Below are 25,293 nucleotides of genomic sequence, written 5' to 3' on the forward strand. Positions count from 1 at the left end.
CTTCATTACCCTAAACCAACATCAAGGGTCATCATTACCATAAAGCCTCCAATAAAACCTAGTGTAGAAATATCGGTGTACCTGCTTTGTTGCGATTCCGGAATTACCTCCTCTACCACCACAAAAATCATCGCGCCTGCTGCAAAACAAAGGGCGTATGGTAAAATTGGTTCAAAAGTCATTACGGCCCAAGCACCCAATACGGCAGCAATCGGCTCAACAATGGCTGATAATTGTCCGTAATTAAAACTTTTCCATCTACTAAGTCCTTGTCGGCGTAAAGGCATAGCTACGGCAAAACCTTCAGGAAAATTTTGCAAGCCAATTCCTAGCGCTAAAGCAACAGCACCGCCAATAGTAGCACCATTGAAACCCGCTGCAACACCTCCAAAAAGCACACCTACAGCTAAACCTTCGGGAATATTGTGTAGCGTAATTGCCAAGGTAAGTAGCACCGATTTATGCCATGGAGTTTTAATGCCTTCTTTTTTATCCATTTTAAAATTGACGTGCAAGTGCGGTAAAATCTTGTCTAGACCAAAAAGAAATAACGCCCCTAAACCAAAACCAACCAAAGCGGGAATCGTTTTTTCAAAACCCTCGCCAGGGCTCATTTCTATACCAGGAGCTAAGAGGCTCCAAAAACTTGCAGCCACCATTACGCCACCGGTAAAGCCGAGCATTCCATCAAAAAGTGCGCGGTTCATTCCTTTAAAAAAGAAAACTAAAGAAGCACCAAGTGCCGTTAAAATCCACGTGAATAAAGTGGCGTAAAAAGCCGCTAATATTGGATCTAAGGTTTCAAAATAATCGACAATATCTGTTAACATATTAAGCGTATTTTTTTATGTATAAATTATTAGCTGCCAAATTGGAAATGCTCATACTTTTTCCGTTGACTTTTATGACTAAGGAATTATCGAATTCTTCCTTTTCAAGAATTTCAATTTTTTTGCCTAATGAAATTTCATTTTTGTCAAGGTATTGTAAAAATGCAGAAGAAGAATCGTTAACCCCAACACAAATTCCTTCGTCTCCTTTTTCAAGTTCGGATAAAACTCTTTTTTGAATTATTTCTATATTTCCATCTTCATCGGGAATAGGATCACCATGCGGATCTGTTTTGGGATTGCCTAAAAAATTATCGAGTTCGCGTATTAATTTGTCAGATTTAATATGTTCTAATTGTTCGGCTATTTCATGCACTTCATCCCAAGAAAAGTTTAGTTTCTCTACCAAAAAACTTTCCCATAAGCGATGCTTCCGAATCACTTTAATTGCGTGATTTCTTCCGGTCGGATTTAATTTTGCGCCTTGATAAGGCTTGTAAGCAAGCAGGTCTTTTTCTGCCAAGCGTTTAATCATATCGGTTGCAGAAGAAGGTTTTGTTTTCATTTCTTCAGCAATGGCATTTGTGGGTACACCTTCCGGAAAAGTTGATTCTAAATGATATACCGCTTTTAAATAGTTTTCTTCAGATAGGGTCATGATAATTTTTTAGCCGAAACAAAAATACATTTTTTTTATTTAAAAACAATTTTTAGCTTTGTCTAAAATTTATTTAAGTAAAAAGTAAAAATGAATAAACTTTTAATTTTATGGATGTTATGTCCGGCATTTTTGTTAGCGCAAGAACAGATTGCTATTCAGGGAAGCGTGACGCACAAGAACAACCCCATACCTTTTGCGAATATTAGTGTTTTAAATTCTTCTAAAGGAACTGCAGCAGATTTGGATGGAAATTACACGTTAACGCTGTTACCCGGATTTTATTCATTACAAATTCAAGCGGTAGGTTATAAAAGCATCACAAAAAAAGTTGAAGTAAAAACTGCCGGAGACAACACGTTTAATTTTCAGTTAGAAGAAGATTTGCTTGGGTTAGAACAAGTGGTCGTAAGCGCGACTAGAAACCGAGTAAACAGAACCGAAACACCTGTGGTGGTTAATGTATTAAACGAAAAACTCTTTAATGCAACACAATCAATTTCGGTGTCAGAGAGCTTAAATTATCAGCCCGGAGTTCGCGTAGAAACGAATTGTCAAAATTGTGGCTTTACACAAGTCCGCTTAAACGGACTCGATGGAGGTTATACGCAAGTTCTCATTAATAGTCGAGCGGTTTTTAGTGCCCTCAATAGTGTCTACGGACTAGAGCAAATTCCCACCTCAATTTTAGATCGCATAGAAGTTGTTCGTAGTGGCGGCTCTGCTTTATACGGTTCTAATGCAATTGCGGGAACCATTAATATTATTACCAAAGATCCGGTGTTGAATTCTTGGGAAGTAAAAGGAAATATGGGCTTAATAGATGGAAAAGTGCCTGATAGAACCTTAAATATGAATGCTTCAGTAGTGAGCGAGGATCTTACAAGCGGCGTGACCGTATTTGGAATGAAACGAGATCGTGACGCCTTTGATGCAAATGATGATGGCTTTACAGAACTTACCAAATTAACCAATACCAGTTTAGGGACAAAAGCATTTTTTAAACCAAATGAAAAGAGTAAAATAACCTTAGATTTTACGGCTTTAGAAGAATACCGCCGTGGTGGAAATCAATTAGATTTAGCTCCGCACCTTACCGATATTACAGAAGAATTAGACCATAATACGTATTTAGGCGGTCTTACTTATGAAATAAACGAAGAAAACAAACGCTTTTCGGTCTACACGTCTAGTCAATATACTGATAGAAAAAGTTTTTATGGAGGTTTAGGCGGCGGGCGCACAAGACAAGATTCTATTGCTGCTGCAAATGCTTACGGAAATACGAGCGATTTAGCTTTTTTAGCGGGATCTCAATTCACACTAGATTTTAAAAATCAAGATATATTAACCCTTGGAGCGGAGTATAATTTAAATGAAACCGAAGATGCGATTGCAGGTTACAACCGATTAATTGATCAGGGCGTAAACTCTGTTGGTGTGTTTGCACAATATGAATGGAAACCTATTGATAAATTTACAGCGCTGTTGGGTTCGCGTTTAGATTATGTGAACGTTCGTGGAGATTATAAAGTTGGTAACATAACACGTTCGGTAAGTATTGAAGAAACCGTATTAAGTCCGCGTCTTACCTTGCTTTATAAATTGGCAGAAGAATGGCAATTTCGTGGAGGCTATGCGCGTGGCTTTAGAGCGCCACAGGCATTTAATGAAGATTTGCATATCTCTTCAGTTGGAGGCGAACCACAATTTGTTATACTTTCAGATGAATTAGAAACCGAATTTTCTAATGCCTATACGTTTTCTGTAAACTATAGCAAAAGCTTTAAGAAGTTACAAACCAATTTTTTGGTCGAAGGTTTTTATACCGATTTGCAAGATCCGTTTACCAGAGTAAGCACAGGCGCAACTTTACCAAATGGCTCCATCTTAGAAGAGGTCAGAAATGGAAAAGGAGCGTTTGTAAATGGTGTAAATGTGGAGCTCGGTCTTTCTCCGTCTTCAGCGTTTCAATTTCAGGTAGGCGGAACTTTTCAAGCTTCAAATTATAAAGAGACGCAAGTACTTTATGAAGCGCAAAACTCGGGCGAGCAGGATATATTAATAGATGAGTTTGTCAGAAATCCTTCGGTATATGGTTATTTTACGACCAATTGGCAATTTTTAGAAAAAACAAGTGTAGATGTTACAGGAACTTATACGGGAAAAATGACGGTGCCTAGAGTGATTAGTGATAGCGGTTTTTTACAATTGAATGAAAGTGATCCTTTTTATGATATCAATATAAAGTTAAATCAGCATATTGATCTTTCAGATGAGTTGCAGCTAAATATTTTTGCGGGTGTTCAGAATATTCTTAATAGTTATCAAGATGATTTTGATACCGGTCCTATGAGAGATTCAGATTATATTTACGGACCGGCGCAACCGAGAACGTTTTTTTTCGGAATCAGTTTTGGAAATTTACATAACCAATAACTAGAAGTGTATGAAAAATTTTATTGCATTCATTTTTTTATTCATGTTTATTTCAGTTTCGGCACAACGTAAAGCTGAAATTAATTGGATGAGTTTTGAACAATTAGAAGATTCGCTTCAGCAAAAGTCTAAAAAAACACTCGTATATTTTTATGCAGATTGGTGTGTGTATTGCAAAAAAATGGATAGAAACGCATTTAAAAATTCGGCTGTTGTGAAGAAGGTAAAGGAAGAATTTTATGCGGTAAAAATGAATGCGGAAACTTCTGATACGATTTATTTTGACGGGATAAAATTTTATAATGATGAGCTTGAAAAAAAACGGAATCCCACGCACCAATTGGCTAAATTATTAGCGAGTAGGGAAGGGAAACCATTTGCTTTGCCCGCAATAATTTTATTGGATGAGAATTTTAAAGTAATAACCAGAAGTTTTACGTATTTAACCTCTAAGTCTTTACAATCTTTTTTAGTTGCCGAAGCTTCGCGTTAGGGATTGAACGGGAAATCCTTTGGTGATTTTTATGAGCCAAAGATTGTATGGGAAAGCCCGCCCGAAGGGAACGCCCTAAAAAATTGGCTAGGGGTGAACCTCCTTATATTACACCCTGTTGTGATATTAATTAAAATCCGCGTTCTTTTTGAATTTGCTCGTAAGCGGCTTGAACTTGTGTGAATTTTTCTTGCGCTCCTTTTTTGTAGGCTTCATCCATATGCTCTAATTTATCGGGATGATATTTTTTTGCCATTTTTCGGTAAGCTTTTTTGACATCAGTGTCTGATGCATTCTCATCAATTTCTAGAATTTTATAGGCTTTATCTGCTGATTTGAAGAACATGGCTTTTATGCTTTCAAAATCGCTTCGGTTTAAGCGTAAAAACCCGGCAATTCTACTAAGTTCGTGTAGTTCAGATTCGTCTACTTTTCCATCGGCTTCAGCAATTCCAAAAAGGAAATGAAGAATTTGTAAACGCACTTCATATGTAGTGCGCATATGTAGATAAGCGCAAATTCTACCGGCATCGACTTGACGACTTTTCACTACATTATTGAAGGTTCTAAATGTCGCGTTGGCTCGTTCTTTACCGTAAGCTCGAACAAAATAACTACGTACATAATCCAATTCGCCTTGGCTAACGCTGCCGTCGGCTTTAATAACAATGGAGCAGAGCGAGAGTAAGTTTAGTTCAAAATCTCCTGGCGAAACCCGTTCTTTTTGTTGAAACATTTGGAAAGCGTCGTTGCTGGAGGAGGCGCCTCTTTTAAATAAGACTTCAATAACGCTGCCTAAAAAAAAGCCGATAAAGGCTCCGGGAATTTTCATGTAATACAGGCCAACTACAGCCGCAATCCATTTTATCATAAGTGCACTTATTGTGTTGCAAATATAAAACCTTCAGAGAGGTTTCGCTACTTTATTCAATACGATTATTTTATGTAATTATTGTGAAGGCTAAACGACTTATGTTTAACAATACTACTATAAGTATTGTTTATTTAGTTAAGTAGCTTATCTTGAAAGCAACTACAACTTATTTGGTATCTTTGCATAAAATTTATAAAAAAACAGAACACAATATGTATCCACCAGAATTAGTAAAACCAATGCGCGAGGAATTAACCGCAATCGGGTTTCAAGAATTACAAAACGGAGAACAAGTAGACCTAGCGGTTAATAAACCGGGAACAACTTTAGTTGTTGTCAACTCAGTTTGTGGTTGTGCAGCAGCCAATGCAAGACCGGGAGCAAGAATGTCTTTAGATAACGCAAAAAAACCAGACCATTTAGTGACGGTTTTTGCAGGTGTAGATAAAGAGGCAACCGATAAAGCGAGAGCACATATGGTTCCTTTTCCTCCAAGTTCGCCTTCAATGGCACTTTTTAAAGATGGAGAATTGGTACACATGTTAGAGCGTCATCATATTGAAGGTAGACCTGCAGATATGATTGCAGAAAACTTAAAAGGAGCTTATAACGACCATTGCTAAGTCCTTTTTAAGCGTTTAAAAAATTGGCTGTCTATTTATAGAGAGCCAATTTTTTATTATGCTTGCATATTTCTTTTCGGTAAATAGTAGCAATATCAATATTTTTAGGTTTATTTTTGCATTTTCAAAGTGCTTTGAATGAAGAAAATTATTTCGTACCCGCTTTCGGTTTTATATTACCTTTTTTTTGGGCTTACCTTGATTGTTTTTCATCCTATTCAATGGATTTGTTTCAATGTGTTTGGGTATCAAGCACACAAAAAGAGCGTCGATTTTTTAAATTTAGGACTTATTAGATGTCTTCATGTTTTAGGAACCAAAATCACCTTTACTTGCGATTATCCAATAACAGAAAAACTACCGCATATTATTGTGGCCAATCATCAAAGTCCGTATGATATTCCTCCAATAATTTGGTTTTTACGAAAATTACATCCAAAATTTATCAGTAAAAAAGAGTTGGGAAAAGGGATTCCTAGTGTATCTTATAATCTGCGTCATGGCGGATCAATTTTAATTGACCGAAAAAACCCTAGGCAATCTTTGCCAGAAATTAAGAGATTTGCACGATATTTGAATAATACTAAACGTTCAGCAGTTATTTTTCCTGAAGGAACCAGAAGTCGTGATGGAATGCCCAAGCGCTTTTCGCCTAACGGATTAAAGATGTTATTTAAATATTGTCCCGAAGCGGTAATTGTACCCATAACTATTAACAATTCTTGGAAATTGGTTAAGAATGGCTCGTTTCCTTTATCAGTAGGCGTTAGTGTTAGTTTTAAAGTACAGAAACCTATTTTGGTCCAAGAGCACGATGTTGAAACTTTAGTAGATAAAATAGAAAATGAAATTACCAGAGATATTCATCTCCCAAAATAATATATTATGCCACAAAAAAATGTTCGATTAGAAGTAATGCAGCAACTGGAGCCTAAAGTCAATGGTTTTATAGATGACTTTTTGATTCCGGTAGATGAGATTTGGCAACCCACAGATTTTTTACCGAATTCGCAAAAAGATACTTTTTTTGATGAAGTTACCGAGATTAGAGAATTGGCAAAAGAATTGCCTTATGATTTTTGGGTAGTTTTAGTGGGAGACACCGTTACCGAAGAAGCACTTCCTACCTATGAATCTTGGTTGATGGATGTAGAAGGGATTAATCAACACGATGGAGGTACACCTTGGTCTAAGTGGGTTCGTTATTGGACAGGAGAAGAAAACCGTCACGGAGACACCTTAAATAAATACTTGTATTTATCGGGACGTGTAGATATGATAGAAGTGGAGCGTACTACGCAACATTTAATAAATGACGGTTTTGATATTGGTACCGATCGTGATCCGTACAAAAACTTTATATACACTAGTTTTCAAGAATTAGCAACTTACATTTCGCATAATCGCGTAGCTAAATTTGCACGTAAATACGGAAATAAGTCCTTAGCAAAAATGTGTAAAATTATTTCGGGTGATGAAATGCGTCACTATAATGCCTATAGCACATTTGTAAATGAAATCTTTAAAATAGACCCAAGCAATATGATGCTTGCTTTTAAAGATATGATGAAGCATAGAATTGTAATGCCGGCCATGTTTTTACGAGAATCCGGTGATAGTTTGGGAGCTGCTTTTGATGAATTCTCAAACTCAGCTCAGCGTATAGGAGTATATACAGGACAAGATTATATAGACATTATGAAGCGTTTGATTAATCGTTGGGAAATTGATAAAATTCAAGGCTTAAATGAAGAAGCTGAAAAAGCACGTGATTTTATTATGAAATTACCGGCCAGAATGGAACGTGTAAATCAACGTGTTAGAATCCCGCAAGAAATCACGCATTTTAAATGGGTGAATCCGGCAATGGTTAAGTAACACGTTACAAAAAAACTATTTTTAAATCCTCGAATTAGTTCGGGGATTTTTTATATTCAGTAAAAAGTAAAAATGAACACAGAGCCAAAAGATATTTTAGCTACAAAAGCTTTCGTGAAAACCGAATTAGCTAATGCGGAAAGTGGGCACGATTGGTTTCACGTAGAACGCGTATATAAAAATGCATTACTTATCGCTAGGCAAGAAGCAGTAGACCTATTGGTGGTAAAACTAGCGGCTTTACTACACGATATTGCCGATGCTAAATTTCATAAGGGTGATGAAACTATTGGTCCCAAAAAAGCCGATAACTTTTTAAAAACCTTATCGGTTTCTAAAGCACAACAGGAACATATCATAAAAATTATACGTTATTGCTCATTTAAAAATAGAAATGAAGAAATTAATTTTTCTTCCATAGAATTTCAAATTATTCAAGATGCAGATCGCCTAGATGCTATGGGTGCTATTGGGATTGCTCGGACATTCAATTACGGCGGGTTTAAAAACAGAGCGATTTATAATCCCGAAATTCAGCCGAATTTAAACATGAATAAAGAAGAATATAAACACTCAAATGCGCCGACTATCAATCATTTTTATGAAAAACTACTGCAATTAAAAGACTTGATGAATACGGAAACCGGAAAAAAAATTGCAGAAAAGCGGCATCAGTTTATGGAAGATTTTCTAGCGCAATTTTTTGATGAATGGGAAGGAAAAGCTTAATTAATATTTACATTCCTAAGTTAAATAAGTGTTTTACTTTATGATACTGTAGCGCAGCGGTAATACATTTTTTTAAGGCAGTTTTTTGAATTTTTTCATCGAGTTTAAACTGAATAGCGCGACTTCCTTCAAAAGAAAAAATATCCTTATAAACCAGTCGAAATGTAGGAATAAGTTTACTTGTACAAGAAAAATAGATGGCATAAAAATCGGGTTGCTTTTCTTTCCAATCAATTCTTATAGTGCTTCCTATGGGAGTAATAAAACTGGGTTCGCCCCATTTTAAGCTTTCTTCCAATTGCGTGATTTCTTCCATTTCTTTAGCCGTATCGATGATTAGCTTTCGTAATTGCTTCATTTGCGTACGTACACAATCAGGATAGCCTTGATATACTTTTTCAACTTCACGACTTGTTTTAAGGGGTAGGTTTTCCATCGCGACTTTATTTAAGGATCTATATGATAAAGATAATTTGTTTTGTTGAGTATCAAATTTTAAAGCTAATTTTTAAGTGATAAATTCTACCTTTGTTGAACGCCATGAAAGCTATAAGAAAAATAATTCACGTAGATATGGATGCATTTTATGCGTCTGTAGAACAGTTGGATAATCCAGAATTACGAGGAAAAGCCATTGCTGTTGGCGGAGGTTCTAAACGTGGCGTGGTAAGCGCTGCAAGCTACGAAGCGCGTAAATTTGGTGTGCGAAGCGCGATGAGTGGTAGCATTGCTAAAAAATTGTGTCCGCATCTTATTTTTGTTAAAACACGTTTTGACCGGTACCGAGAAATTTCGCAACAGATACGTAAAATATTTTTTGAATATACGGATTTGGTAGAGCCTCTTTCTTTAGATGAGGCTTACTTGGATGTTACTGAAAATAAAAAAGGAAATCCAAGTGCCACGCTTATCGCAGAAGAAATAAGGAAAAAGATTAAAGAAAAAACCGGATTAAATGCTTCCGCAGGAATATCGATCAATAAATTTGTGGCTAAAATTGCGAGCGATTTTAATAAACCAAACGGACAAAAAACGGTTTACCCGGCTGAAGTCACCTCTTTTTTAGAAGATTTAGAAATCAGGAAATTCCATGGTGTCGGCAAAGTTACGGCAGAAAAAATGTACCGTTTAGGAATTTTTACCGGAGCTGATTTAAAACAAAAGTCAGTGGAATTTTTAACCGAAAATTTCGGAAAAAGTGGGCATCATTATTTCAATGTGGTACGAGGCATTCACTTAAGTGAAGTAAAGCCGCACCGTATCAGAAAATCACTTGGCGCCGAACGTACGTTTTCTGAGAATATCTCTTCAGAAATTTTTATGCTTGAGCGTTTAGAACATATCGCCGAAGAAATAGAACGCCGATTGAGTAAAAGTAAGGTAGCTGGAAAAACAGTGACGTTAAAAATTAAATACAGTGATTTCAGCTTGCAAACTAGAAGTAAAACCTTATCGTATTACATCGCGACAAACGCGCTTATTTTAGAAGTGGCTAAAGATTTGTTGTATCAAGAAAAAATGAAAAATTCAGTTCGTTTATTGGGCATTTCTTTGTCTAACCTAAATACTGATAAAAACCAAAAAGAAGATACACCAAAAGAAGAAGTCTATGTTCAGCTTAAATTTGGGTTTTAACTGGTAACTTAGGAAGGTAGTTTAAAATAGTATCAATCTCATCGGTTATAAAATTCATTTTTGCAGGTTTATTTCCATACCTATATTGGAGAATAAGATCTAATTTTTTAGCGCTTATTTCTTCAATATTTTCCAGCGGAATAATTTTATCGCTAGAATATATTCTGTAAATGATATTTTTATTAGTGATTTTTAGGCTTGTTTTTTCCGGAAAGGCTATTCCAATACTAAATACCATTGTTTCAAAAAGCAATTTCTCATCCGCTGTAAACCTATATTCTTTCGGTACTTTAATAGTTGAAAATAGGGAATAAATTTTAGGAAAAAGAAAGAAATAAAATAAGCCAAAGACAGCACTTCGAATTAAAGAAGACTGCCAAGAATCATCTGAAATAAAGGAAGTCAATAAAAAATAAAGTCCAACGACAAATAAAATTTGAATAATGCTGAGGAGAATAATCTTTTTCTTCACGGCGCGTTAGAGATTGTTATTTTTTGACGGTGTATAGAATATAAATTCGCAGCGAGCTTAAAAAACCCACTGCGACTAAATAGTTATGAGATTTCAGAAACACGTAAAGTGTTTACCATACCTTTATCATCTATTGGCATAGCAGCAAGGTTAACAATAAAGTCGTCTTTTTTGACATACTTTTTTTCTTTTGCAATACGGTTTACATCATCTACAGTTTCGTCTGTGCTTACAAATTTATCGTAATAATAGGCGTTTACACCCCAAAGTAAACTTAACTGACTTAATATTTTTTTATTGGAAGTAAATGCTAGAATATAAGCTTCCGGTCGCCATGCAGAAATTTGAAATGCGGTGTAACCACTATTGGTTAATGTACAAATAGCTTTGGCTTTAATCTCATTGGCCATAACAGCAGCATGATAACAAACCGCCTTGGTAATATAGCGTTTGGTTCGTATATGTGGTGGTTCGTGTGGTACATTAATGAGTTTAGAATGCTCTACACTTCTAACAATTTGTGTCATTTTTTTAATGACTTCTACGGGGTACTTTCCCACTGAGGTTTCACCACTTAACATTACTGCATCGGCACCATCCATCACAGAATTTGCTACATCATTAACTTCAGCTCTTGTAGGTGTTAAGCTGTTAATCATTGTTTCCATCATTTGTGTAGCAATGATTACCGGAATTCTAGCTCGTTTTGCTTTTAAGACTAATTCTTTTTGAATGAGCGGAACTTCATGGGCAGGAATTTCTACTCCAAGATCGCCTCTAGCAACCATTAACCCATCACAGTAAGCCACAATTTTATCTATATTTTTAACGCCTTCCGGTTTTTCAATTTTTGCGATAATCGGAATTTTATGGGGACTTTTTTCTTCTATAATTTTTTGGAGTTCCATCAAATCTTCAGCGTGGCGTACAAAAGAAAGCGCAATCCAATCTACTTCTTGTTCTATTGCAAAATGAGCATCTCGAACATCTTTTTCGGTTAAGGCCGGTAGAGAAATACTAGTGTTTGGTAAATTAACTCCTTTTCTAGAACGCAGCGGTCCGCCTTGTAAAACTTTGGCTTCAACTTCATTTTTTTCGTTGGTTTTTACCACTTCAAAAATAAGTTTACCATCATCTAGTAATATTTTTTCTTTGGGTTTTACATCTCTTGCAAAACTCTCATAATTCATATAAATATGAGTTGCAGTACCTTTAAACTCTTTTCCGGTAACAAAGGTGATGCGATCTCCGCGGTTTACGACTACCTCTTCTTTCATGATTCCCACACGAAGTTTCGGACCTTGTAAATCACCTAAAATACCGGCATTAAAACCATATTTGTCATTTAACTCTCTAATGATTTTTATACGATCTCGAACATCTTCATAGTTGGCGTGCGAAAAATTAATTCGAAAAATATTAACGCCACTTTCCAGCATTTTTTTTAGAATTGCTTTAGAGCTTGTTGCTGGTCCTAGGGTGGCAACTATTTTGGTTTTTTTTAAACTTTGCATTAGTTAAAAATTAAATTTTCATTAGATTTTAAAGTACTTATGTCGACTTCATAAGCCGTCACTACCTGTTGAATTTTATTAATGTCTAAGAGTAATTTTTTTACACTTAACATTTCGGTAGAATCTTCAACTTTTAGAAGATAATCTACATTTTTATATTCAGGAAGTAGATGTGTTGTTATTTTTTCTTCTTCTAAAAACAACTGGTCATGCAGTACAATCTCTTCTCTTTTTATTTTGTATTTATTGGCTACTAGATAATAATTGCAACCTAAACTTTTACTAAAATAACTAAATAAAGGATAATAAGCGATTCCATGCTTGTGGTTAAAATCTACATCGCATTCTTCTCGCGCTAGCTTTATGTCAAGTAGTTTATTCAAAAAAAAAGCTAGTTTATAAGCTTCTATAGAGGAGTGTATGGCAATAAGTTTGTAGTCGTCTTCTGTAAATGCGTCTAAAACTAGTTTGTTAACCGTCATAACTATGTTCTTAAACAAGATAAAGATACTATAAGTTTACGGGAAAACGAGCAGGCCAAGGTTAAAAAACCGTGAATATTTTTGATCTATTTTACTTTAAAAGCGATCTTGAAAAGCGTAATAAGCACGTTTAGATGCTTTTTCTTCAGCTTTCTTTTTTGAAGTGGCACGAGCTTTTGAAACTACATTTTTATCTATCCAAAGTTTAACCGCAAAATGTTTTACTTCATCTTTTCCGGTATCTTCATAGACCTCGTAGGAGAATTCTTTTTTCTCTTTTTGGCACCATTCAATCAAAAGGCTTTTATAACTAATTACTTTCCCTTCTAATTTTCCTATGTCTACATAAGGCTCAATAACGCGTTCTTGAATAAATTTTTCGCAATATTTATAGCCTCTATCCAGGTAAATTGCGCCGATGAGGGATTCAAATAAATTTCCGTGAATATTTACACCAAATTGATCTTGCGAAATATTGGTTTGTACAAAACGAATAAGATTGAGGTCTTTACCGAGTTCATTAAGGTGTTTTCGGCTTACTACTTTAGATCTCATTTTAGTGAGATAACCCTCGTCTCCGCTAGGAACTTCGTTAAAAAGATAAGCGGCAATTACTGCGCTAAGCATGGCATCTCCTAAAAACTCTAATCGTTCAAAGTTTAAATCGTTACCAAATTTGTCTTTTTTATGAAGCGAACGGTGAATAAAAGCACGTTGATAATGAGAAATTTTCTTTGGCTTAAAACCGATAATTTTCTGTATAGAAGAAAAAAAACTCTCGCCCTTGTTAGAGCGAGAGTTTAATATGGTTCGAATAACATTCATGAATGAATTATTATTCGCTTAATTTTTTAAATAAAACGCAGGCATTGTGGCCTCCAAACCCAAAGGTGTTGCTCATAGCAACATTTACTTCACGCTTTTGTGCTTTATTTAAGGTTAAATTTAAATTCGGATCGATTTTATCATCCACAACTTCATGATTTATGGTAGGTGGCACTATACTATGTTGCATGGCTAAAATAGAAGCAATTGCTTCTATAGCTCCTGCAGCACCTAATAAATGCCCCGTCATAGATTTTGTAGAATTAATGTTGATGCTTTTTGCATGCGCTCCAAACACATTAGTTATGGCTTTTAATTCTGCCACATCGCCTAATGGGGTAGAAGTTCCATGCGTATTAATGGCATCTACATCTTCAGGTTTTAGACCTGCATTCTGCAAACAATTTTCCATTACGGCAACTACTCCGGTGCCATCTGGGTGTGGTGCTGTCATATGATAAGCATCAGAAGACATACCGCCTCCTAAAACTTCGGCATAAATTTTTGCTCCTCTTGCTTTTGCGTGCTCATATTCTTCTAGAATTAACGAACCAGACCCTTCACCTAAGACAAAACCGTCTCGGGTAGCATCAAAAGGTCTTGATGCTTTAGCGGGCTCTTCATTCCTAGTCGATAAAGCATGCATCGCGTTAAAACCACCCATTCCTGCTTGTGTTACAGCTGCTTCGCTACCACCGGTAACAATAACGTCACTATGTCCTAAACGGATATAGTTTAACGCATCTATCATGGCGTTTGCTGAAGAAGCACAAGCGGAAACCGTTGTGTAGTTTGGCCCCATAAACCCATGTTTAATCGAAATATTACCCGGAGCAATATCTGCAATCATTTTTGGGATAAAGAACGGGTTAAAACGAGGAGTTCCGTCTCCATTTGCAAAATTTTTAACTTCTTCTTGAAAGGTTTCTAGCCCTCCAATTCCGGCTCCCCAAATTACTCCAACACGATGTTTGTTTACGGTATCTAAATTAATACCGGAATCTTTTATAGCTTCATCAGATGAAACCAATGCGTATTGGGCAAATTTATCGAGGCGACGAATTTCCTTACGATCAAAATAATCGTTAAAGTTGAAGCCTTTAATTTCGCAAGCGAACTTCGTTTTAAATTTCTCGGTATCAAAATAGGTAATGGGAGCACTCCCACTTTTACCATTAACCAAGCCGTCCCAATATTCTTCAATATTGTTACCAATTGGGGTTAACGCACCTAAACCTGTAACTACTACTCGCTTTAACTCCATAGTTATCGCTTATTATTTTTTTGCTTCTTCAATGTAAGAGATCGCTTGACCTACAGTTGCAATGTTTTCTGCTTGGTCATCTGGAATCTGAATGTCGAATTCCTTTTCGAATTCCATAATTAATTCTACGGTATCTAAAGAATCCGCGCCTAAATCGTTTGTGAAACTAGCTTCGTTCACTACTTCGTTTTCGTCAACTCCTAATTTATCAACGATAATTGCTTTTACTCTTGATGCAATGTCTGACATAATCTTTTAATTTTTAAATTTGATTAAGTGGCAAAAATAAAAAACTTTAGTTTAAAACAAGTTTTAATGCTAAAAATGTGCATCAATTTACATATTTTTAAATGAAGTAACTATTTTTACACCTTAATAATTGTTAATTTTAATGGTTTTGAAAGCACAACAAACTCCCTATCAGAAGAATATTGTAATCTTTGCGTCTGGCGAAGGTACTAATGCTAAAAATATTATTCAATATTTTTCTAATCAAAATAATATAAAAGTTACTCATGTACTTTCAAATAATATTAGAGCGAAGGTACTTAAAACTGCTCATGATCTCAAAATTAACGCGTTACACTTTGATCGGTCTGCTTTTTACAGTACCAATGAAGTTTTACATGTGTTGCAAGATGTAGATCCTGATTTAATTGTTTTAGCAGGGTTTTTATGGATGATGCCCGAAAATATTATTCAGGAATTTCCAGATAAAATTATCAATATTCATCCGGCATTGCTTCCAAAATATGGGGGAAAAGGTATGTATGGCGATAATGTTCATAAAGCGGTATTGGAAAATAAAGAGGATGAAACCGGGATTAGTATTCATTATGTAAATGAAGAATATGACGAAGGAAAAATAATTAAACAATTTCCGGTAAAATTAGATCCTGCAGATGATTTAACTTCTTTAAAGAAAAAAATAAAAACGTTAGAGCATAAACACTTTCCTGAAGTGATTGAAGAAATCTTAACGAAAAAGCAGCATGGCTAAACCCAAAAAATTTTATGTGGTTTGGAAAGGTCACCAACCCGGTATTTACGAAAACTGGAAATCATGTAAAAAAGCGGTTGAAGGTTATCAAGGTGCGCAATACAAATCCTTTACTTCCTTAAAAGAAGCGAAAATTGCTTTTGATAAAAGTTTTAATGACTATAGAAAATCGGTTTCAAAAAAAACCTCGTATACTTCTGCAGCACAATTAGAATTACTGAAAAAAGAAGTTAATTTTAATTCAATTGCGGTAGACGCAGCTTCTAGCGGAAATCCCGGAAAAATGGAATATCGTGGCGTAATTACGCAAAGCAAAAAGCAATTATTTCATCAAGGGCCGTTTGCGGAAGGAACCAATAATATTGGCGAATTTTTAGCGCTGGTTCACGGCTTGGCATTACTAAAAAATAAAAAAAGTGAGCGTGTAATTTATTCGGATTCTAAAATTGCGATTGGGTGGATTTACAAAAAAAAGTGTAATACCAAATTAAAGCCTTCTGCTAAAAATAAAGATTTGTTTGAATTTATTTCCCGCGCTGAAAAATGGTTACACGAAAACACCTTTTCTACCCCCATTTTAAAATGGGAAACCAAACGCTGGGGAGAAATTCCCGCAGATTTTGGGAGGAAATAAAAATGTTATCTATACTTTTTTACGCTTCGACTCTTTATAGACTTTAATTCCTGTAAAGGTGAAATACAGAATAAAAAGACCAATAAAAGAAAGCCCGATATAGGATGTAGTATTTATAACTCCAAAAATAAGTAGGCAGGAAAAAAATAAAATGGGTTTGCTAAATTCGGTGAGAATTTTTTTGAGCGTATCGTTCATTTTTTCGTTTTGTTGTAAATTTTCGATTGAAGGATGCAAGTAAAAAAACATTTTTAGAAGCTGCAATCTTATTTCCTAAGATAAATGTAAATCCCTAGAATAATACAAGTGATTCCTCCTATTCGGAGGCTAAGTTGAAGCGTGTAATTATCGATATAAAACGCAATTATTCCTATAATACAGCCGATAGAATAGTAATAAATAAGTTTCATGATAGAATTTTTTTTGATTAAAAATAGGATTTATTTCAGCCAAAAAAAATAAATGATGAATTTCTAAATCTGTAAGGATATCAACAAAATAAAGACCAAGCACATCCAAACTGGATTATTGTTTTAATCGTCTTATATTTGCAGCAAATTAGTGAGTACATGAGTAAATTAGTAATTGTAGGAACCGTCGCTTTTGATGCCATTGAAACACCTTTTGGCAAAACTGATAAAATATTAGGAGGCGCGGGAACTTACATCGCTTTAGCGGCAGAAAAATTTGGCGTAGATAACGCAATTGTTTCGGTAGTAGGAAATGATTTTCCCGAAGAATATACCAATATTCTAAAAGATCGTAACGTAAATTTAGAAGGTTTAGAAGTTGTACAAGACGGAAAAACTTTTTTCTGGAGCGGGCGTTATCATAATGATATGAATACGCGCGACACCTTAGATACGCAACTTAATGTGCTGGCAGATTTTCAACCCAAAGTTCCTGCAAATTATCAAGATGCAGAAATTGTGATGCTGGGAAATTTGCATCCGCTTGTTCAGTTAGAAGTGATTAATCAAATGAAAAGTCCGAAACTCATTGTATTAGATACGATGAATTTTTGGATGGATAATGCATTGGAAGAATTAAAGCAAGTCATTGCCAAAGTAGATGTAGTAACGATAAATGATGAAGAAGCACGTCAGCTTTCCGGCGAATATTCTTTGGTAAAAGCAGCTCGGAAGATTCAGGAAATGGGACCAAGTTATGTAGTGATTAAAAAAGGAGAACACGGCGCTTTATTATTTCATAAAGACGAAATGTTTTTTGCGCCCGCACTTCCACTAGAAGAAGTGTTTGATCCTACCGGAGCAGGCGATACATTTGCCGGAGGTTTTTCGGGTTATTTAGCAAAAACTGAAGATTATTCTTTTAAAAATATGAAGAATGCCATTATTTATGGCTCTAATTTAGCCTCTTTTTGTGTAGAAAAATTCGGTACAGAAAGAATGCTAAGCTTAACGGATGAAGAAATAGAAAAACGATTAAATGTTTTTAAATCGCTTACGCAGTTTAAAATAGATTTAAATTAATAAAAATACGCCCTGTTTTTACGGGGTTTTTTTAGCAAAAGCAATAACATACAACCCAGGCAATACATTATGAGCGACGCTTTAAAACACGAATGCGGAATAGCACAAGTTAGACTCTTAAAACCTCTTGAATACTATAAAGAGAAATACGGAACGGCATTTTATGGTCTCAATAAAATGTACTTATTGATGGAAAAACAGCACAACCGCGGGCAAGATGGAGCCGGGTTGGCAAGTATAAAACTAGATACACAGCCGGGAGAGCGTTACATTAGTCGCGTGCGTTCTAACCAAGCGCAACCTATTCAAGATATTTTTGCGCAAATTAACGACCGTATTAATGATGAGATGAAGCAACATCCGGAATATGCTGATGATGTTGAAGCTCAGAAAAAAAACCTTCCTTATATAGGTGAATTATTTTTAGGGCACGTACGTTACGGTACGTTTGGAAAAAATAGTATTGAAAGTGTACATCCATTTTTGCGTCAAAATAACTGGATGCACCGAAACCTAATTTTGGCCGGTAACTTTAATATGACCAATGTATTTAAGTTGTTTGACAATTTGGTTGAACTTGGTCAGCACCCAAAAGAAAGAGCCGATACCGTTACGGTAATGGAAAAAATCGGACACTTTTTAGATTCTGAAGTTCGTAAACTTTATAAGAAATTAAAAAAACAAGGCTACAGCAAAAGAGAAGCCTCGCCACATATTGCCGAAATGCTTAACGTAGCAAAAATCCTTAGAAAATCTTCAAAAGATTGGGATGGTGGCTACGCTATGGCTGGCTTAATGGGTCACGGAGATTCTTTTGTATTGCGTGATCCGGCAGGAATTCGCCCGGCATATTATTATAAAGATGATGAAGTGGTGGTAGTGGCTTCAGAGCGTCCGGTTATACAAACCGTATTTAATGTTCCTTTTGATGAGGTTACAGAACTTCCTCCGGGGCATGCGTTAATTACCAAGAAAAACGGAACAACAACCATCAAGAAAATTATAGAACCTTTAGAGCGAAAAGCTTGTTCTTTTGAGCGTATTTATTTTTCTAGAGGAAGTGATGCAGAAATCTATGAAGAGCGTAAACAACTCGGAAAATTTATTATGCCCGATGTATTGAAAGCGATAGATTACGACACGATAAACTCTGTTTTCTCTTTTATTCCTAATACGGCAGAAACGTCATTTTACGGAATGGTTGAAGCAGCGCAAGATGAATTAAACCGACAAAAAAATGAGGCGATTCTTCAGGAAAAAGAAAACTTAACTGATGAACGCTTAACTGAAATTTTATCGCATCGTTTACGTACGGAGAAAATTGCTATTAAAGACGCAAAACTGCGAACCTTTATTACGGAAGATAGCAGTAGAGATGATTTGGTAGCGCACGTGTACGATGTTACTTATGGCGTAGTAAAACCTAAAGATAATTTAGTTATTATTGACGATTCTATTGTACGGGGTACCACGCTTAAAAAAAGTATTCTTAAAATGATGGATCGTTTAGAGCCTAAGAAAATAGTCGTGGTTTCTTCAGCTCCGCAAATTCGATATCCTGATTGTTACGGTATAGATATGGCGCGTTTAGAAGATTTTGTTGCTTTTAAAGCAGCGTTAGAATTGCTCAAAGAGAATAACAACTATGAAGTTGTAGAAGAGGTGTACAAAAAATGCAAAGCACAAGTAGATTTAGAAGATAGCGAAGTGTACAACTTTGTAAAAGAAATTTATGCGCCATTTACAGATCAGCAGATTTCAGATAAAATAGCAGAGTTATTAAGTGATGAAACTATTAATGCGGAGGTAAAGGTAATTTACCAAACGGTAGATAAATTGCATCAAGCTTGTCCACATAATTTAGGTGATTGGTATTTTACAGGAGAATACCCAACACCGGGAGGAAACCGAGTAGTAAATAGAGCTTTCATTAATTTTTTCGAAGGAAATAAAGAACGAGCTTACTAAGAAGTTTTGTATTATTGATTTAGTAATTTTTAAAGCTAATTAGTTAAAAAATAACATTTTATTTCATAAACTAATAAAAAAATAATATATTTAATGCACCATAACATAAGTAGGTTAAGTTTATGGTAAAATTTGGGGCAAAAAAGGTGGTTGTTAAAACCGCCTTTTTTATTTCTGGATTAATTGATAAAAAATAGATGAAATAATATTCACTTTAAAAGAGTGTCGAAATAAAAAAGCCGTCTCAGTATTGAGACGGCTTTTAAAATTTTACTTAAGCAAATAAACTATTTTGATTTTGCATATTTTGCAGAAACCTCTTCCCAGTTAATTACATTAAAAAATGCATTAATATAATCTGGACGTTTGTTTTGATATTTTAAATAATAAGCGTGTTCCCAAACATCTAATCCTAAAATTGGGTGACCTCCACAGCCAACACCTGGCATTAACGGGTTATCTTGATTTGGAGTAGAGCAAATGTCTACTTTTCCTCCTTCGTGCACGCAAAGCCAAGCCCATCCAGATCCAAATTGACCTGCAGCTGCTTTTGCAAATTCTTCTTTAAATGCTTCAAAAGAACCAAACTTATCATTGATCGCTTCGGCTAAATCGCCTGTAGGTTTTCCACCGCCGTTTGGAGACATTACTTCCCAGAATAAATTGTGGTTATAAAAACCGCCGCCGTTGTTTCTTACAGCAGTATTAGACATATCTAGGTTTACCATAATGTTTTCAATGTTCTTTCCGGCTAAATCTGTTCCTTCAATTGCATTGTTTAATTTTTTTGTATATCCAGCATGATGCTTGCTGTAATGCACTTCCATAGTTTGTGCATCAATATTTGGTTCTAGTGCATCGTATGCATATTTCAATTTTGGTTGTTCAAAAGCCATAATGAATAGTTTTTTCTTGTTAATATTAAATTCGATCAAAAATAATTATTAAAGAGAACATTTAAAATAATTAAATGTTATAAATTACTTAAAAGCAGGTTTTGTTTAATTGTAATTTTTTATAGTGAATAGAAGTAGACTATTAAATATATAAATTTGTCAAGCCCAATCACAATAATTATTTTAGACAAAAATTCAGTTTGAAAAACACGCATCCTTTTACGGTTTACGATGCTTCGGCAGGCAGTGGAAAAACATTTACCTTAGTTGTAAACTATCTTTCTATTCTTTTATTAAGTCCGCAAAAAGATGCCTATAAAAATATTCTGGCAATTACTTTTACCAATAAAGCGGTAAATGAAATGAAATCTAGGGTAATTGCTACAATTACTGCATTTACAGAAGAAGAGATTCCAGAAAAGTATAAACAGATTTTTGTCGAAATTCAGCGGAAAACAGGACTTCCTGCCAATGAAATTCAACAAAAGTCTAAACAGATTCTAAAAAGTTTACTGCATAATTATGCAGCTTTTGAAATTTCAACCATCGATGGATTTACACATCGCATTTTACGAACCTTTGCAAAAGATTTAGGAATCCCCGTAAATTTTGAAGTTGAATTAGATACCGAATCTATTTTGCATGAAGCAGTAGATCGGCTTGTAGCAAAAGCGGGTGAAGATAAACAGCTTACAAAAGTTTTGGTGAATTTTGCACTTAGCAAAGCCGATGACGATAAAAGCTGGGATATTTCTCGAGATTTATATGAAATTGCTAATTTATTGGTCAATGAAAATAACTTAACCGCTTTACAAGTTTTACGGAATAAAACCTTAGATGATTTTAACGCTTTCGCGGAAGAATTAAAAGTAGAGCAAAAAAAATCAACTGAAAAAATCAATAATATTGGTAAAGATTTTTTTCAGTTATTGACCAAGCATCAAATTGATTCTAAAAGTTTCAGCGGAAATTATGTGCCAAAATATTTTCAGAAATTAGTTGATAATAATTTGTCAACCTTATACAAACCAAAAGCTAAATGGCAAGAAAATATAGCAACGGCTAGTTTATATCCTAAAAAAGCAACTGAAGAAGATAAAATTCTACTCGATAAATTTCAGCCCAAAATAGCTGGTTTATATACTGAAAGCGAAGAGCTTTTGTACAAACTCGATTTTCTTAAAGAAATTCAGAAAAAAATAACGCCACTTTCTTTGTTAACGGCTATAAATCAAGAAGTGGACCGCATTAAAAAAGAACGCAAACTTTTGTTGATATCAGAATTTAATCAAAAAATCAGTAAAAGCATACAGCACCAACCGGCGCCTTTTATTTATGAGCGCTTAGGTGAGCGTTATCGCCATTATTTTATTGATGAATTTCAAGACACTTCCCAATTGCAATGGCAAAATTTAATTCCGTTAATTGAAAACAACCTCGCTTCTGGCACAGGAAGTTTAAGTTTGGTGGGCGATGCAAAACAGTCTATTTATCGTTGGCGTGGCGGTAAAGCAGAGCAGTTTATAAAGTTAGCCCAAAAAGAGCCGGTTTTCCCTATAGAACAAGAACCGATAAAACTTCCCGCAAATTATAGAAGTCAACCGGAGATTGTTAATTTTAATAATCAATTCTTTGCCCATGCTGCTCAGTTTTTATCCCTCGATGTTTATGAAGAATTATTTAAAAATGCCACACAAGAAATAAAAAAAGAAGCCGGCGGTTACGTTAATATCAGTTTTGTGGAGGCACAAAATAAAAAAGAAGAATACGATGTTTACCCCGAAAAAGTGCTGGCAATTATTGAGCAATTAGAGGAAAAAAATTACGCTAAAAAAGACATTTGTATTTTAGTGCGGAAAAAAGCTGAAGGAATTGCGGTGGCTAACTTTTTGAACGAACACCAAATTCCTATTATTTCTTCAGAAACGCTGTTAATAAACCAATCGCCTAAAGTTAGGTTTATGACTTCGGTGTTAGCTTTTTCACTCCGACCGACAGATGCTGATTTAAAATTTGAAATCCTTGATTTTTTATTTGAAGAAATTGCTCCAGAAGAAAATCATTATCAGTTTGTAAGCAAATATTTACAAGAAAACGGCGCTGCTTTTTTTAGTCAATTTAAAGAAATAAATGTCCACTTTAACCTAACTGTTTTACAGCGTTTTCCGTTATATGATGCAGTAGAATACATTATTAGAAGTTTTTCACTTTCTTCTGAAGCAAACGCATATCTTCAATTTTTCTTGGATGTAATTTATGAATTTGTACAAAATCACAGTAGCGGTGTTGCCGGATTTTTAGACTATTGGGAAAACAAAAAGGAAAAACTGAGTATTGTAGCACCGGAAGGAGAAGATGCCGTACAAATTATGACGGTTCATAAATCTAAAGGCTTAGAGTTTCCTATTGTTATTTACCCCTTTGCTAATCAGCCTTTAAACGATACGCGCTTAGATTCGTTGTGGGTGCCGTTAACAGAAAAACCAAACAGTATTCCTATAGCCTATTTAGATGCCAAAAAAAATATGACGCATTATTCAGAAAATAGTGCTGCACTTTATGAGCAATTGGTCAATCAAAATGAATTGGATGCTTTAAATGTTTTGTATGTTGCATTAACGCGTGCAGAACAGCAGTTGTACGTGATTTCTAAACTTGACTTAGATAGAAATGGACAAGAAAAAACCACTACTTTTTCGGGACTTTTTATCAATTATCTAAAAGCACAAGAAAAATGGAACGCTGAAATTCAGGAATATGAATTTGGTGATTTGCCTGAATTTTCTTCTGCCATAAAAAAAGAGGAGAGTACTTCAGTATTAGAATTTATTTCTTCTGCTCCGGCAGATCATAATTTAAGTATTATCACCAAATCGGGAAGTCTTTGGCAAACCTCCCAAGAAAAAGCCATTCGAGAAGGAAATCTAATACACGAAATTTTATATCGCATAAAATATAAAGAAGATGTAGAAGATGTGCTAGAGCAAGCGGTTTTAGAAGGTTTGCTGGTAAAAAAAGAGCAGCAGCATTATAAAGAATTATTATATATAGTATTAAATCATCCTGATTTAGCTGAATTTTATACTGAAGCTTATCACATATTTAATGAAGAAGAGATACTTACGCAAGGCGAGTATAAGCGTTTAGACCGGTTATGCATTCAAGGCAACAGCGCAAGTATTATAGATTATAAAACCGGAAGCTTTTCTACAAGCCACACACAGCAAATACTCAATTATGCAAATGCTATTGAGGAAATGGGTTATCAGATAGACAAAAAACTATTGGTCTATTTAAATGATGAGGTTACGATAAAGAATGTTTAATTTTGTTACTTAAAAAAACAGAACTATGTATAGCGATAAACTTAAAAACCATTTACAAGAAGAATTAAAAAGCATCGAAAATGATGGTTTGTATAAAAAAGAACGCATCATTACATCTCCACAAGATGCAGAAATTAAAATAAGTACAGGAGAAAAAGTATTAAATTTTTGTGCCAATAATTATTTAGGACTTTCCTCTCACCCAGAAGTTATTCAAGCAGCAAAAGATACGTTGGATTCTCACGGATTCGGAATGAGTAGTGTACGTTTTATTTGTGGTACGCAAGACATTCATAAAACTTTAGAGAAAAAGATAGCCGATTTTTATCAAACAGAAGATACTATTCTTTATGCGGCAGCTTTTGATGCAAACGGCGGAATTTTTGAACCCTTACTTACCAAAGAAGACGCCATTATTTCAGACTCTTTAAATCACGCTTCTATTATAGATGGCGTTCGTTTATGTAAAGCAGCGCGTTATCGTTATGAGAATAACAATATGGAAGATCTAGAGAAGCAATTAATTGCGGCAAACGAAAATAATGCACGCTTTAAAATTATTGTAACAGACGGGGTTTTCTCCATGGATGGATTATTAGCGCCTTTAGATGAAATTTGTGATCTAGCTGAAAAATACGATGCAATGGTCATGATAGACGAATGTCATGCCACAGGATTCATCGGAGAAACCGGAAGAGGAACTTTAGAAGAAAAAGGTGTTTTAGACCGCATAGATATTATTACCGGAACCTTAGGGAAAGCGCTTGGTGGAGCCATGGGCGGATACACCACCGGTAAAAAAGAAATTATAGATATGCTCCGTCAACGTTCAAGGCCTTATTTATTTTCAAATTCTTTAGCACCTGCAATTGTTGGTGCATCCATCAAAGTTTTTGATATGCTTTCTACCGATACTAGTTTAAGAGATACCTTAGAAAGTAACACAGCTTACTTCAAGAAAGGAATGAAAGAAGCCGGATTTGATATTATTGACGGTGACTCGGCAATTGTTCCGGTTATGTTATATGATGCAAAATTATCTCAGCAAATGGCAGATAAATTATTGCAAGAAGGTATTTATGTTATTGGATTCTTTTTCCCGGTAGTGCCTAAAGGAAAAGCAAGAATTCGTGTGCAACTTTCTGCTGCTCACACAAAAGAGCACTTAGATAAAGCGATCAAGGCATTCACTAAAATAGGAAAAGAATTAGAGGTGATTTAGCCTGATGTAAGGGATTGACAAAGACTAGTTAAGAAAAT

The 25,293-nt window shown here is 35.1% G+C and carries 24 protein-coding genes; 13 read left to right on the top strand and 11 right to left on the bottom strand.

Features of this window, described 5'->3' with window-relative positions:
* Positions 1–5: 5 nt before the first annotated feature.
* Positions 6–830, bottom strand: coding sequence for a ZIP family metal transporter (locus D9R05_RS10760; RefSeq protein WP_121667235.1), 825 nt, complete (start codon positions 828–830; stop codon positions 6–8).
* Between the two features lies 1 nt (position 831).
* Positions 832–1,488: a metal-dependent transcriptional regulator gene (locus D9R05_RS10765; protein WP_121667236.1), complete on the bottom strand. Its 657-nt coding sequence runs from the start codon at positions 1,486–1,488 to the stop codon at positions 832–834.
* Positions 1,489–1,578: 90 nt separating this feature from the next.
* Here D9R05_RS10765 and D9R05_RS10770 point away from each other — a divergent pair, with 90 nt between their 5' ends.
* Complete coding sequence (locus D9R05_RS10770) at positions 1,579–3,927, top strand: TonB-dependent receptor (RefSeq protein ID WP_121667237.1); 2,349 nt, start codon at positions 1,579–1,581, stop codon at positions 3,925–3,927.
* Between the two features lie 10 nt (positions 3,928–3,937).
* Complete coding sequence (locus D9R05_RS10775) at positions 3,938–4,420, top strand: thioredoxin family protein (protein ID WP_121667238.1); 483 nt, start codon at positions 3,938–3,940, stop codon at positions 4,418–4,420.
* A gap of 130 nt (positions 4,421–4,550) precedes the next feature.
* Here the strand turns inward: D9R05_RS10775 and D9R05_RS10780 are convergent, their stop codons facing one another.
* Positions 4,551–5,291: a TerB family tellurite resistance protein gene (locus D9R05_RS10780; protein WP_121667239.1), complete on the bottom strand. Its 741-nt coding sequence runs from the start codon at positions 5,289–5,291 to the stop codon at positions 4,551–4,553.
* A 215-nt stretch (positions 5,292–5,506) separates the two neighbouring features.
* Between D9R05_RS10780 and D9R05_RS10785 the strand changes: the two genes are divergently transcribed.
* The 4 genes from D9R05_RS10785 to D9R05_RS10800 all read left to right on the top strand — a co-directional run bounded on the left by D9R05_RS10785 (position 5,507) and on the right by D9R05_RS10800 (position 8,524).
* Positions 5,507–5,917: a BrxA/BrxB family bacilliredoxin gene (locus tag D9R05_RS10785; RefSeq protein WP_121667240.1), complete on the top strand. Its 411-nt coding sequence runs from the start codon at positions 5,507–5,509 to the stop codon at positions 5,915–5,917.
* A gap of 138 nt (positions 5,918–6,055) precedes the next feature.
* The gene (locus D9R05_RS10790; RefSeq protein ID WP_121667241.1) at positions 6,056–6,796 is read left to right on the top strand and encodes a lysophospholipid acyltransferase family protein; all 741 of its coding nucleotides are present in this window, start codon (positions 6,056–6,058) and stop codon (positions 6,794–6,796) included.
* A 6-nt stretch (positions 6,797–6,802) separates the two neighbouring features.
* Positions 6,803–7,795 carry an acyl-ACP desaturase gene (locus D9R05_RS10795; RefSeq protein ID WP_121667242.1) on the top strand — a complete coding sequence of 331 codons (993 nt, stop codon included), beginning with the start codon at positions 6,803–6,805 and terminating at the stop codon, positions 7,793–7,795.
* 72 nt (positions 7,796–7,867) lie between these two features.
* Complete coding sequence (locus D9R05_RS10800; RefSeq protein ID WP_121667243.1) at positions 7,868–8,524, top strand: HD domain-containing protein; 657 nt, start codon at positions 7,868–7,870, stop codon at positions 8,522–8,524.
* A gap of 7 nt (positions 8,525–8,531) precedes the next feature.
* On the opposite strand, the gene D9R05_RS10805 is transcribed toward D9R05_RS10800, so the two are convergent.
* Positions 8,532–8,960 (bottom strand): DUF1801 domain-containing protein, encoded by a 429-nt coding sequence (locus D9R05_RS10805; protein WP_121667244.1) that lies wholly within the window; start codon positions 8,958–8,960, stop codon positions 8,532–8,534.
* A gap of 104 nt (positions 8,961–9,064) precedes the next feature.
* Between D9R05_RS10805 and dinB the strand changes: the two genes are divergently transcribed.
* Positions 9,065–10,159: a DNA polymerase IV gene (gene dinB / locus D9R05_RS10810; RefSeq protein ID WP_121667374.1), complete on the top strand. Its 1,095-nt coding sequence runs from the start codon at positions 9,065–9,067 to the stop codon at positions 10,157–10,159.
* Here dinB and D9R05_RS10815 read toward each other — a convergent pair.
* The 6 genes from D9R05_RS10815 to D9R05_RS10840 form a co-directional block, all read right to left on the bottom strand.
* Positions 10,143–10,631 carry a hypothetical protein gene (locus D9R05_RS10815; RefSeq protein ID WP_162984956.1) on the bottom strand — a complete coding sequence of 163 codons (489 nt, stop codon included), beginning with the start codon at positions 10,629–10,631 and terminating at the stop codon, positions 10,143–10,145. The two genes, dinB and D9R05_RS10815, sit on opposite strands and share 17 nt — an antisense overlap.
* Positions 10,632–10,714: 83 nt before the next feature.
* Positions 10,715–12,145 carry a pyruvate kinase gene (gene pyk / locus D9R05_RS10820; protein ID WP_121667246.1) on the bottom strand — a complete coding sequence of 477 codons (1,431 nt, stop codon included), beginning with the start codon at positions 12,143–12,145 and terminating at the stop codon, positions 10,715–10,717.
* Positions 12,145–12,627: an IPExxxVDY family protein gene (locus D9R05_RS10825; RefSeq protein ID WP_121667247.1), complete on the bottom strand. Its 483-nt coding sequence runs from the start codon at positions 12,625–12,627 to the stop codon at positions 12,145–12,147. The genes pyk and D9R05_RS10825 overlap by 1 nt, the downstream gene beginning before the upstream one ends.
* Before the next feature lie 96 nt (positions 12,628–12,723).
* Positions 12,724–13,452: a ribonuclease III gene (rnc, locus tag D9R05_RS10830; protein WP_121667248.1), complete on the bottom strand. Its 729-nt coding sequence runs from the start codon at positions 13,450–13,452 to the stop codon at positions 12,724–12,726.
* A 10-nt stretch (positions 13,453–13,462) separates the two neighbouring features.
* Positions 13,463–14,716 carry a beta-ketoacyl-ACP synthase II gene (gene fabF / locus D9R05_RS10835; RefSeq protein ID WP_121667249.1) on the bottom strand — a complete coding sequence of 418 codons (1,254 nt, stop codon included), beginning with the start codon at positions 14,714–14,716 and terminating at the stop codon, positions 13,463–13,465.
* A 12-nt stretch (positions 14,717–14,728) separates the two neighbouring features.
* Positions 14,729–14,965 (bottom strand): acyl carrier protein, encoded by a 237-nt coding sequence (locus tag D9R05_RS10840; protein ID WP_093141106.1) that lies wholly within the window; start codon positions 14,963–14,965, stop codon positions 14,729–14,731.
* A gap of 148 nt (positions 14,966–15,113) precedes the next feature.
* Here D9R05_RS10840 and purN point away from each other — a divergent pair, with 148 nt between their 5' ends.
* From purN to D9R05_RS10865, 4 genes are all read left to right on the top strand, one after another.
* Positions 15,114–15,716, top strand: coding sequence for a phosphoribosylglycinamide formyltransferase (gene purN / locus D9R05_RS10845; RefSeq protein ID WP_240463034.1), 603 nt, complete (start codon positions 15,114–15,116; stop codon positions 15,714–15,716).
* Positions 15,709–16,350, top strand: coding sequence for a ribonuclease H1 domain-containing protein (locus D9R05_RS10850; RefSeq protein ID WP_121667251.1), 642 nt, complete (start codon positions 15,709–15,711; stop codon positions 16,348–16,350). Before purN ends, D9R05_RS10850 begins: the two co-directional genes overlap by 8 nt.
* A 569-nt stretch (positions 16,351–16,919) precedes the next feature.
* The gene (locus D9R05_RS10860) at positions 16,920–17,843 is read left to right on the top strand and encodes a PfkB family carbohydrate kinase (protein ID WP_121667253.1); all 924 of its coding nucleotides are present in this window, start codon (positions 16,920–16,922) and stop codon (positions 17,841–17,843) included.
* Positions 17,844–17,912: 69 nt separating this feature from the next.
* Entirely contained in the window at positions 17,913–19,811 is a 1,899-nt protein-coding gene (locus tag D9R05_RS10865) for an amidophosphoribosyltransferase (protein WP_121667254.1), read from the top strand.
* A gap of 287 nt (positions 19,812–20,098) precedes the next feature.
* Here the strand turns inward: D9R05_RS10865 and D9R05_RS10870 are convergent, their stop codons facing one another.
* Positions 20,099–20,707, bottom strand: a complete 609-nt coding sequence (locus tag D9R05_RS10870) for a superoxide dismutase (RefSeq protein ID WP_121667255.1) — start codon at positions 20,705–20,707, stop codon at positions 20,099–20,101.
* A 200-nt stretch (positions 20,708–20,907) separates the two neighbouring features.
* Here D9R05_RS10870 and D9R05_RS10875 point away from each other — a divergent pair, with 200 nt between their 5' ends.
* Positions 20,908–24,033, top strand: a complete 3,126-nt coding sequence (locus D9R05_RS10875; protein ID WP_121667256.1) for a UvrD-helicase domain-containing protein — start codon at positions 20,908–20,910, stop codon at positions 24,031–24,033.
* Positions 24,034–24,058: 25 nt separating this feature from the next.
* A complete protein-coding gene (gene kbl / locus D9R05_RS10880; RefSeq protein WP_121667257.1) occupies positions 24,059–25,255 on the top strand; it encodes a glycine C-acetyltransferase in 1,197 nt (398 codons plus the stop codon).
* Positions 25,256–25,293 lie beyond the last annotated feature (38 nt).

This window comes from Mesonia aquimarina, from assembly GCF_003667275.1.
GTDB classification, from domain to species: domain Bacteria; phylum Bacteroidota; class Bacteroidia; order Flavobacteriales; family Flavobacteriaceae; genus Mesonia; species Mesonia aquimarina.

What these genes read in the sequence shown, in the direction of transcription:
- D9R05_RS10760 (WP_121667235.1), bottom strand. Translation starts at nt 830, where the DNA reads ATGTTAACAGATATTGTCGATTATTTTGAAACCTTAGATCCAATATTA.
- D9R05_RS10765 (WP_121667236.1), bottom strand. Translation starts at nt 1,488, where the DNA reads ATGACCCTATCTGAAGAAAACTATTTAAAAGCGGTATATCATTTAGAA.
- D9R05_RS10770 (WP_121667237.1), top strand. Translation starts at nt 1,579, where the DNA reads ATGAATAAACTTTTAATTTTATGGATGTTATGTCCGGCATTTTTGTTA.
- D9R05_RS10775 (WP_121667238.1), top strand. Translation starts at nt 3,938, where the DNA reads ATGAAAAATTTTATTGCATTCATTTTTTTATTCATGTTTATTTCAGTT.
- D9R05_RS10780 (WP_121667239.1), bottom strand. Translation starts at nt 5,291, where the DNA reads ATGATAAAATGGATTGCGGCTGTAGTTGGCCTGTATTACATGAAAATT.
- D9R05_RS10785 (WP_121667240.1), top strand. Translation starts at nt 5,507, where the DNA reads ATGTATCCACCAGAATTAGTAAAACCAATGCGCGAGGAATTAACCGCA.
- D9R05_RS10790 (WP_121667241.1), top strand. Translation starts at nt 6,056, where the DNA reads ATGAAGAAAATTATTTCGTACCCGCTTTCGGTTTTATATTACCTTTTT.
- D9R05_RS10795 (WP_121667242.1), top strand. Translation starts at nt 6,803, where the DNA reads ATGCCACAAAAAAATGTTCGATTAGAAGTAATGCAGCAACTGGAGCCT.
- D9R05_RS10800 (WP_121667243.1), top strand. Translation starts at nt 7,868, where the DNA reads ATGAACACAGAGCCAAAAGATATTTTAGCTACAAAAGCTTTCGTGAAA.
- D9R05_RS10805 (WP_121667244.1), bottom strand. Translation starts at nt 8,960, where the DNA reads ATGGAAAACCTACCCCTTAAAACAAGTCGTGAAGTTGAAAAAGTATAT.
- dinB (WP_121667374.1), top strand. Translation starts at nt 9,065, where the DNA reads ATGAAAGCTATAAGAAAAATAATTCACGTAGATATGGATGCATTTTAT.
- pyk (WP_121667246.1), bottom strand. Translation starts at nt 12,145, where the DNA reads ATGCAAAGTTTAAAAAAAACCAAAATAGTTGCCACCCTAGGACCAGCA.
- D9R05_RS10825 (WP_121667247.1), bottom strand. Translation starts at nt 12,627, where the DNA reads ATGACGGTTAACAAACTAGTTTTAGACGCATTTACAGAAGACGACTAC.
- rnc (WP_121667248.1), bottom strand. Translation starts at nt 13,452, where the DNA reads ATGAATGTTATTCGAACCATATTAAACTCTCGCTCTAACAAGGGCGAG.
- fabF (WP_121667249.1), bottom strand. Translation starts at nt 14,716, where the DNA reads ATGGAGTTAAAGCGAGTAGTAGTTACAGGTTTAGGTGCGTTAACCCCA.
- D9R05_RS10840 (WP_093141106.1), bottom strand. Translation starts at nt 14,965, where the DNA reads ATGTCAGACATTGCATCAAGAGTAAAAGCAATTATCGTTGATAAATTA.
- D9R05_RS10850 (WP_121667251.1), top strand. Translation starts at nt 15,709, where the DNA reads ATGGCTAAACCCAAAAAATTTTATGTGGTTTGGAAAGGTCACCAACCC.
- D9R05_RS10860 (WP_121667253.1), top strand. Translation starts at nt 16,920, where the DNA reads ATGAGTAAATTAGTAATTGTAGGAACCGTCGCTTTTGATGCCATTGAA.
- D9R05_RS10865 (WP_121667254.1), top strand. Translation starts at nt 17,913, where the DNA reads ATGAGCGACGCTTTAAAACACGAATGCGGAATAGCACAAGTTAGACTC.
- D9R05_RS10870 (WP_121667255.1), bottom strand. Translation starts at nt 20,707, where the DNA reads ATGGCTTTTGAACAACCAAAATTGAAATATGCATACGATGCACTAGAA.
- kbl (WP_121667257.1), top strand. Translation starts at nt 24,059, where the DNA reads ATGTATAGCGATAAACTTAAAAACCATTTACAAGAAGAATTAAAAAGC.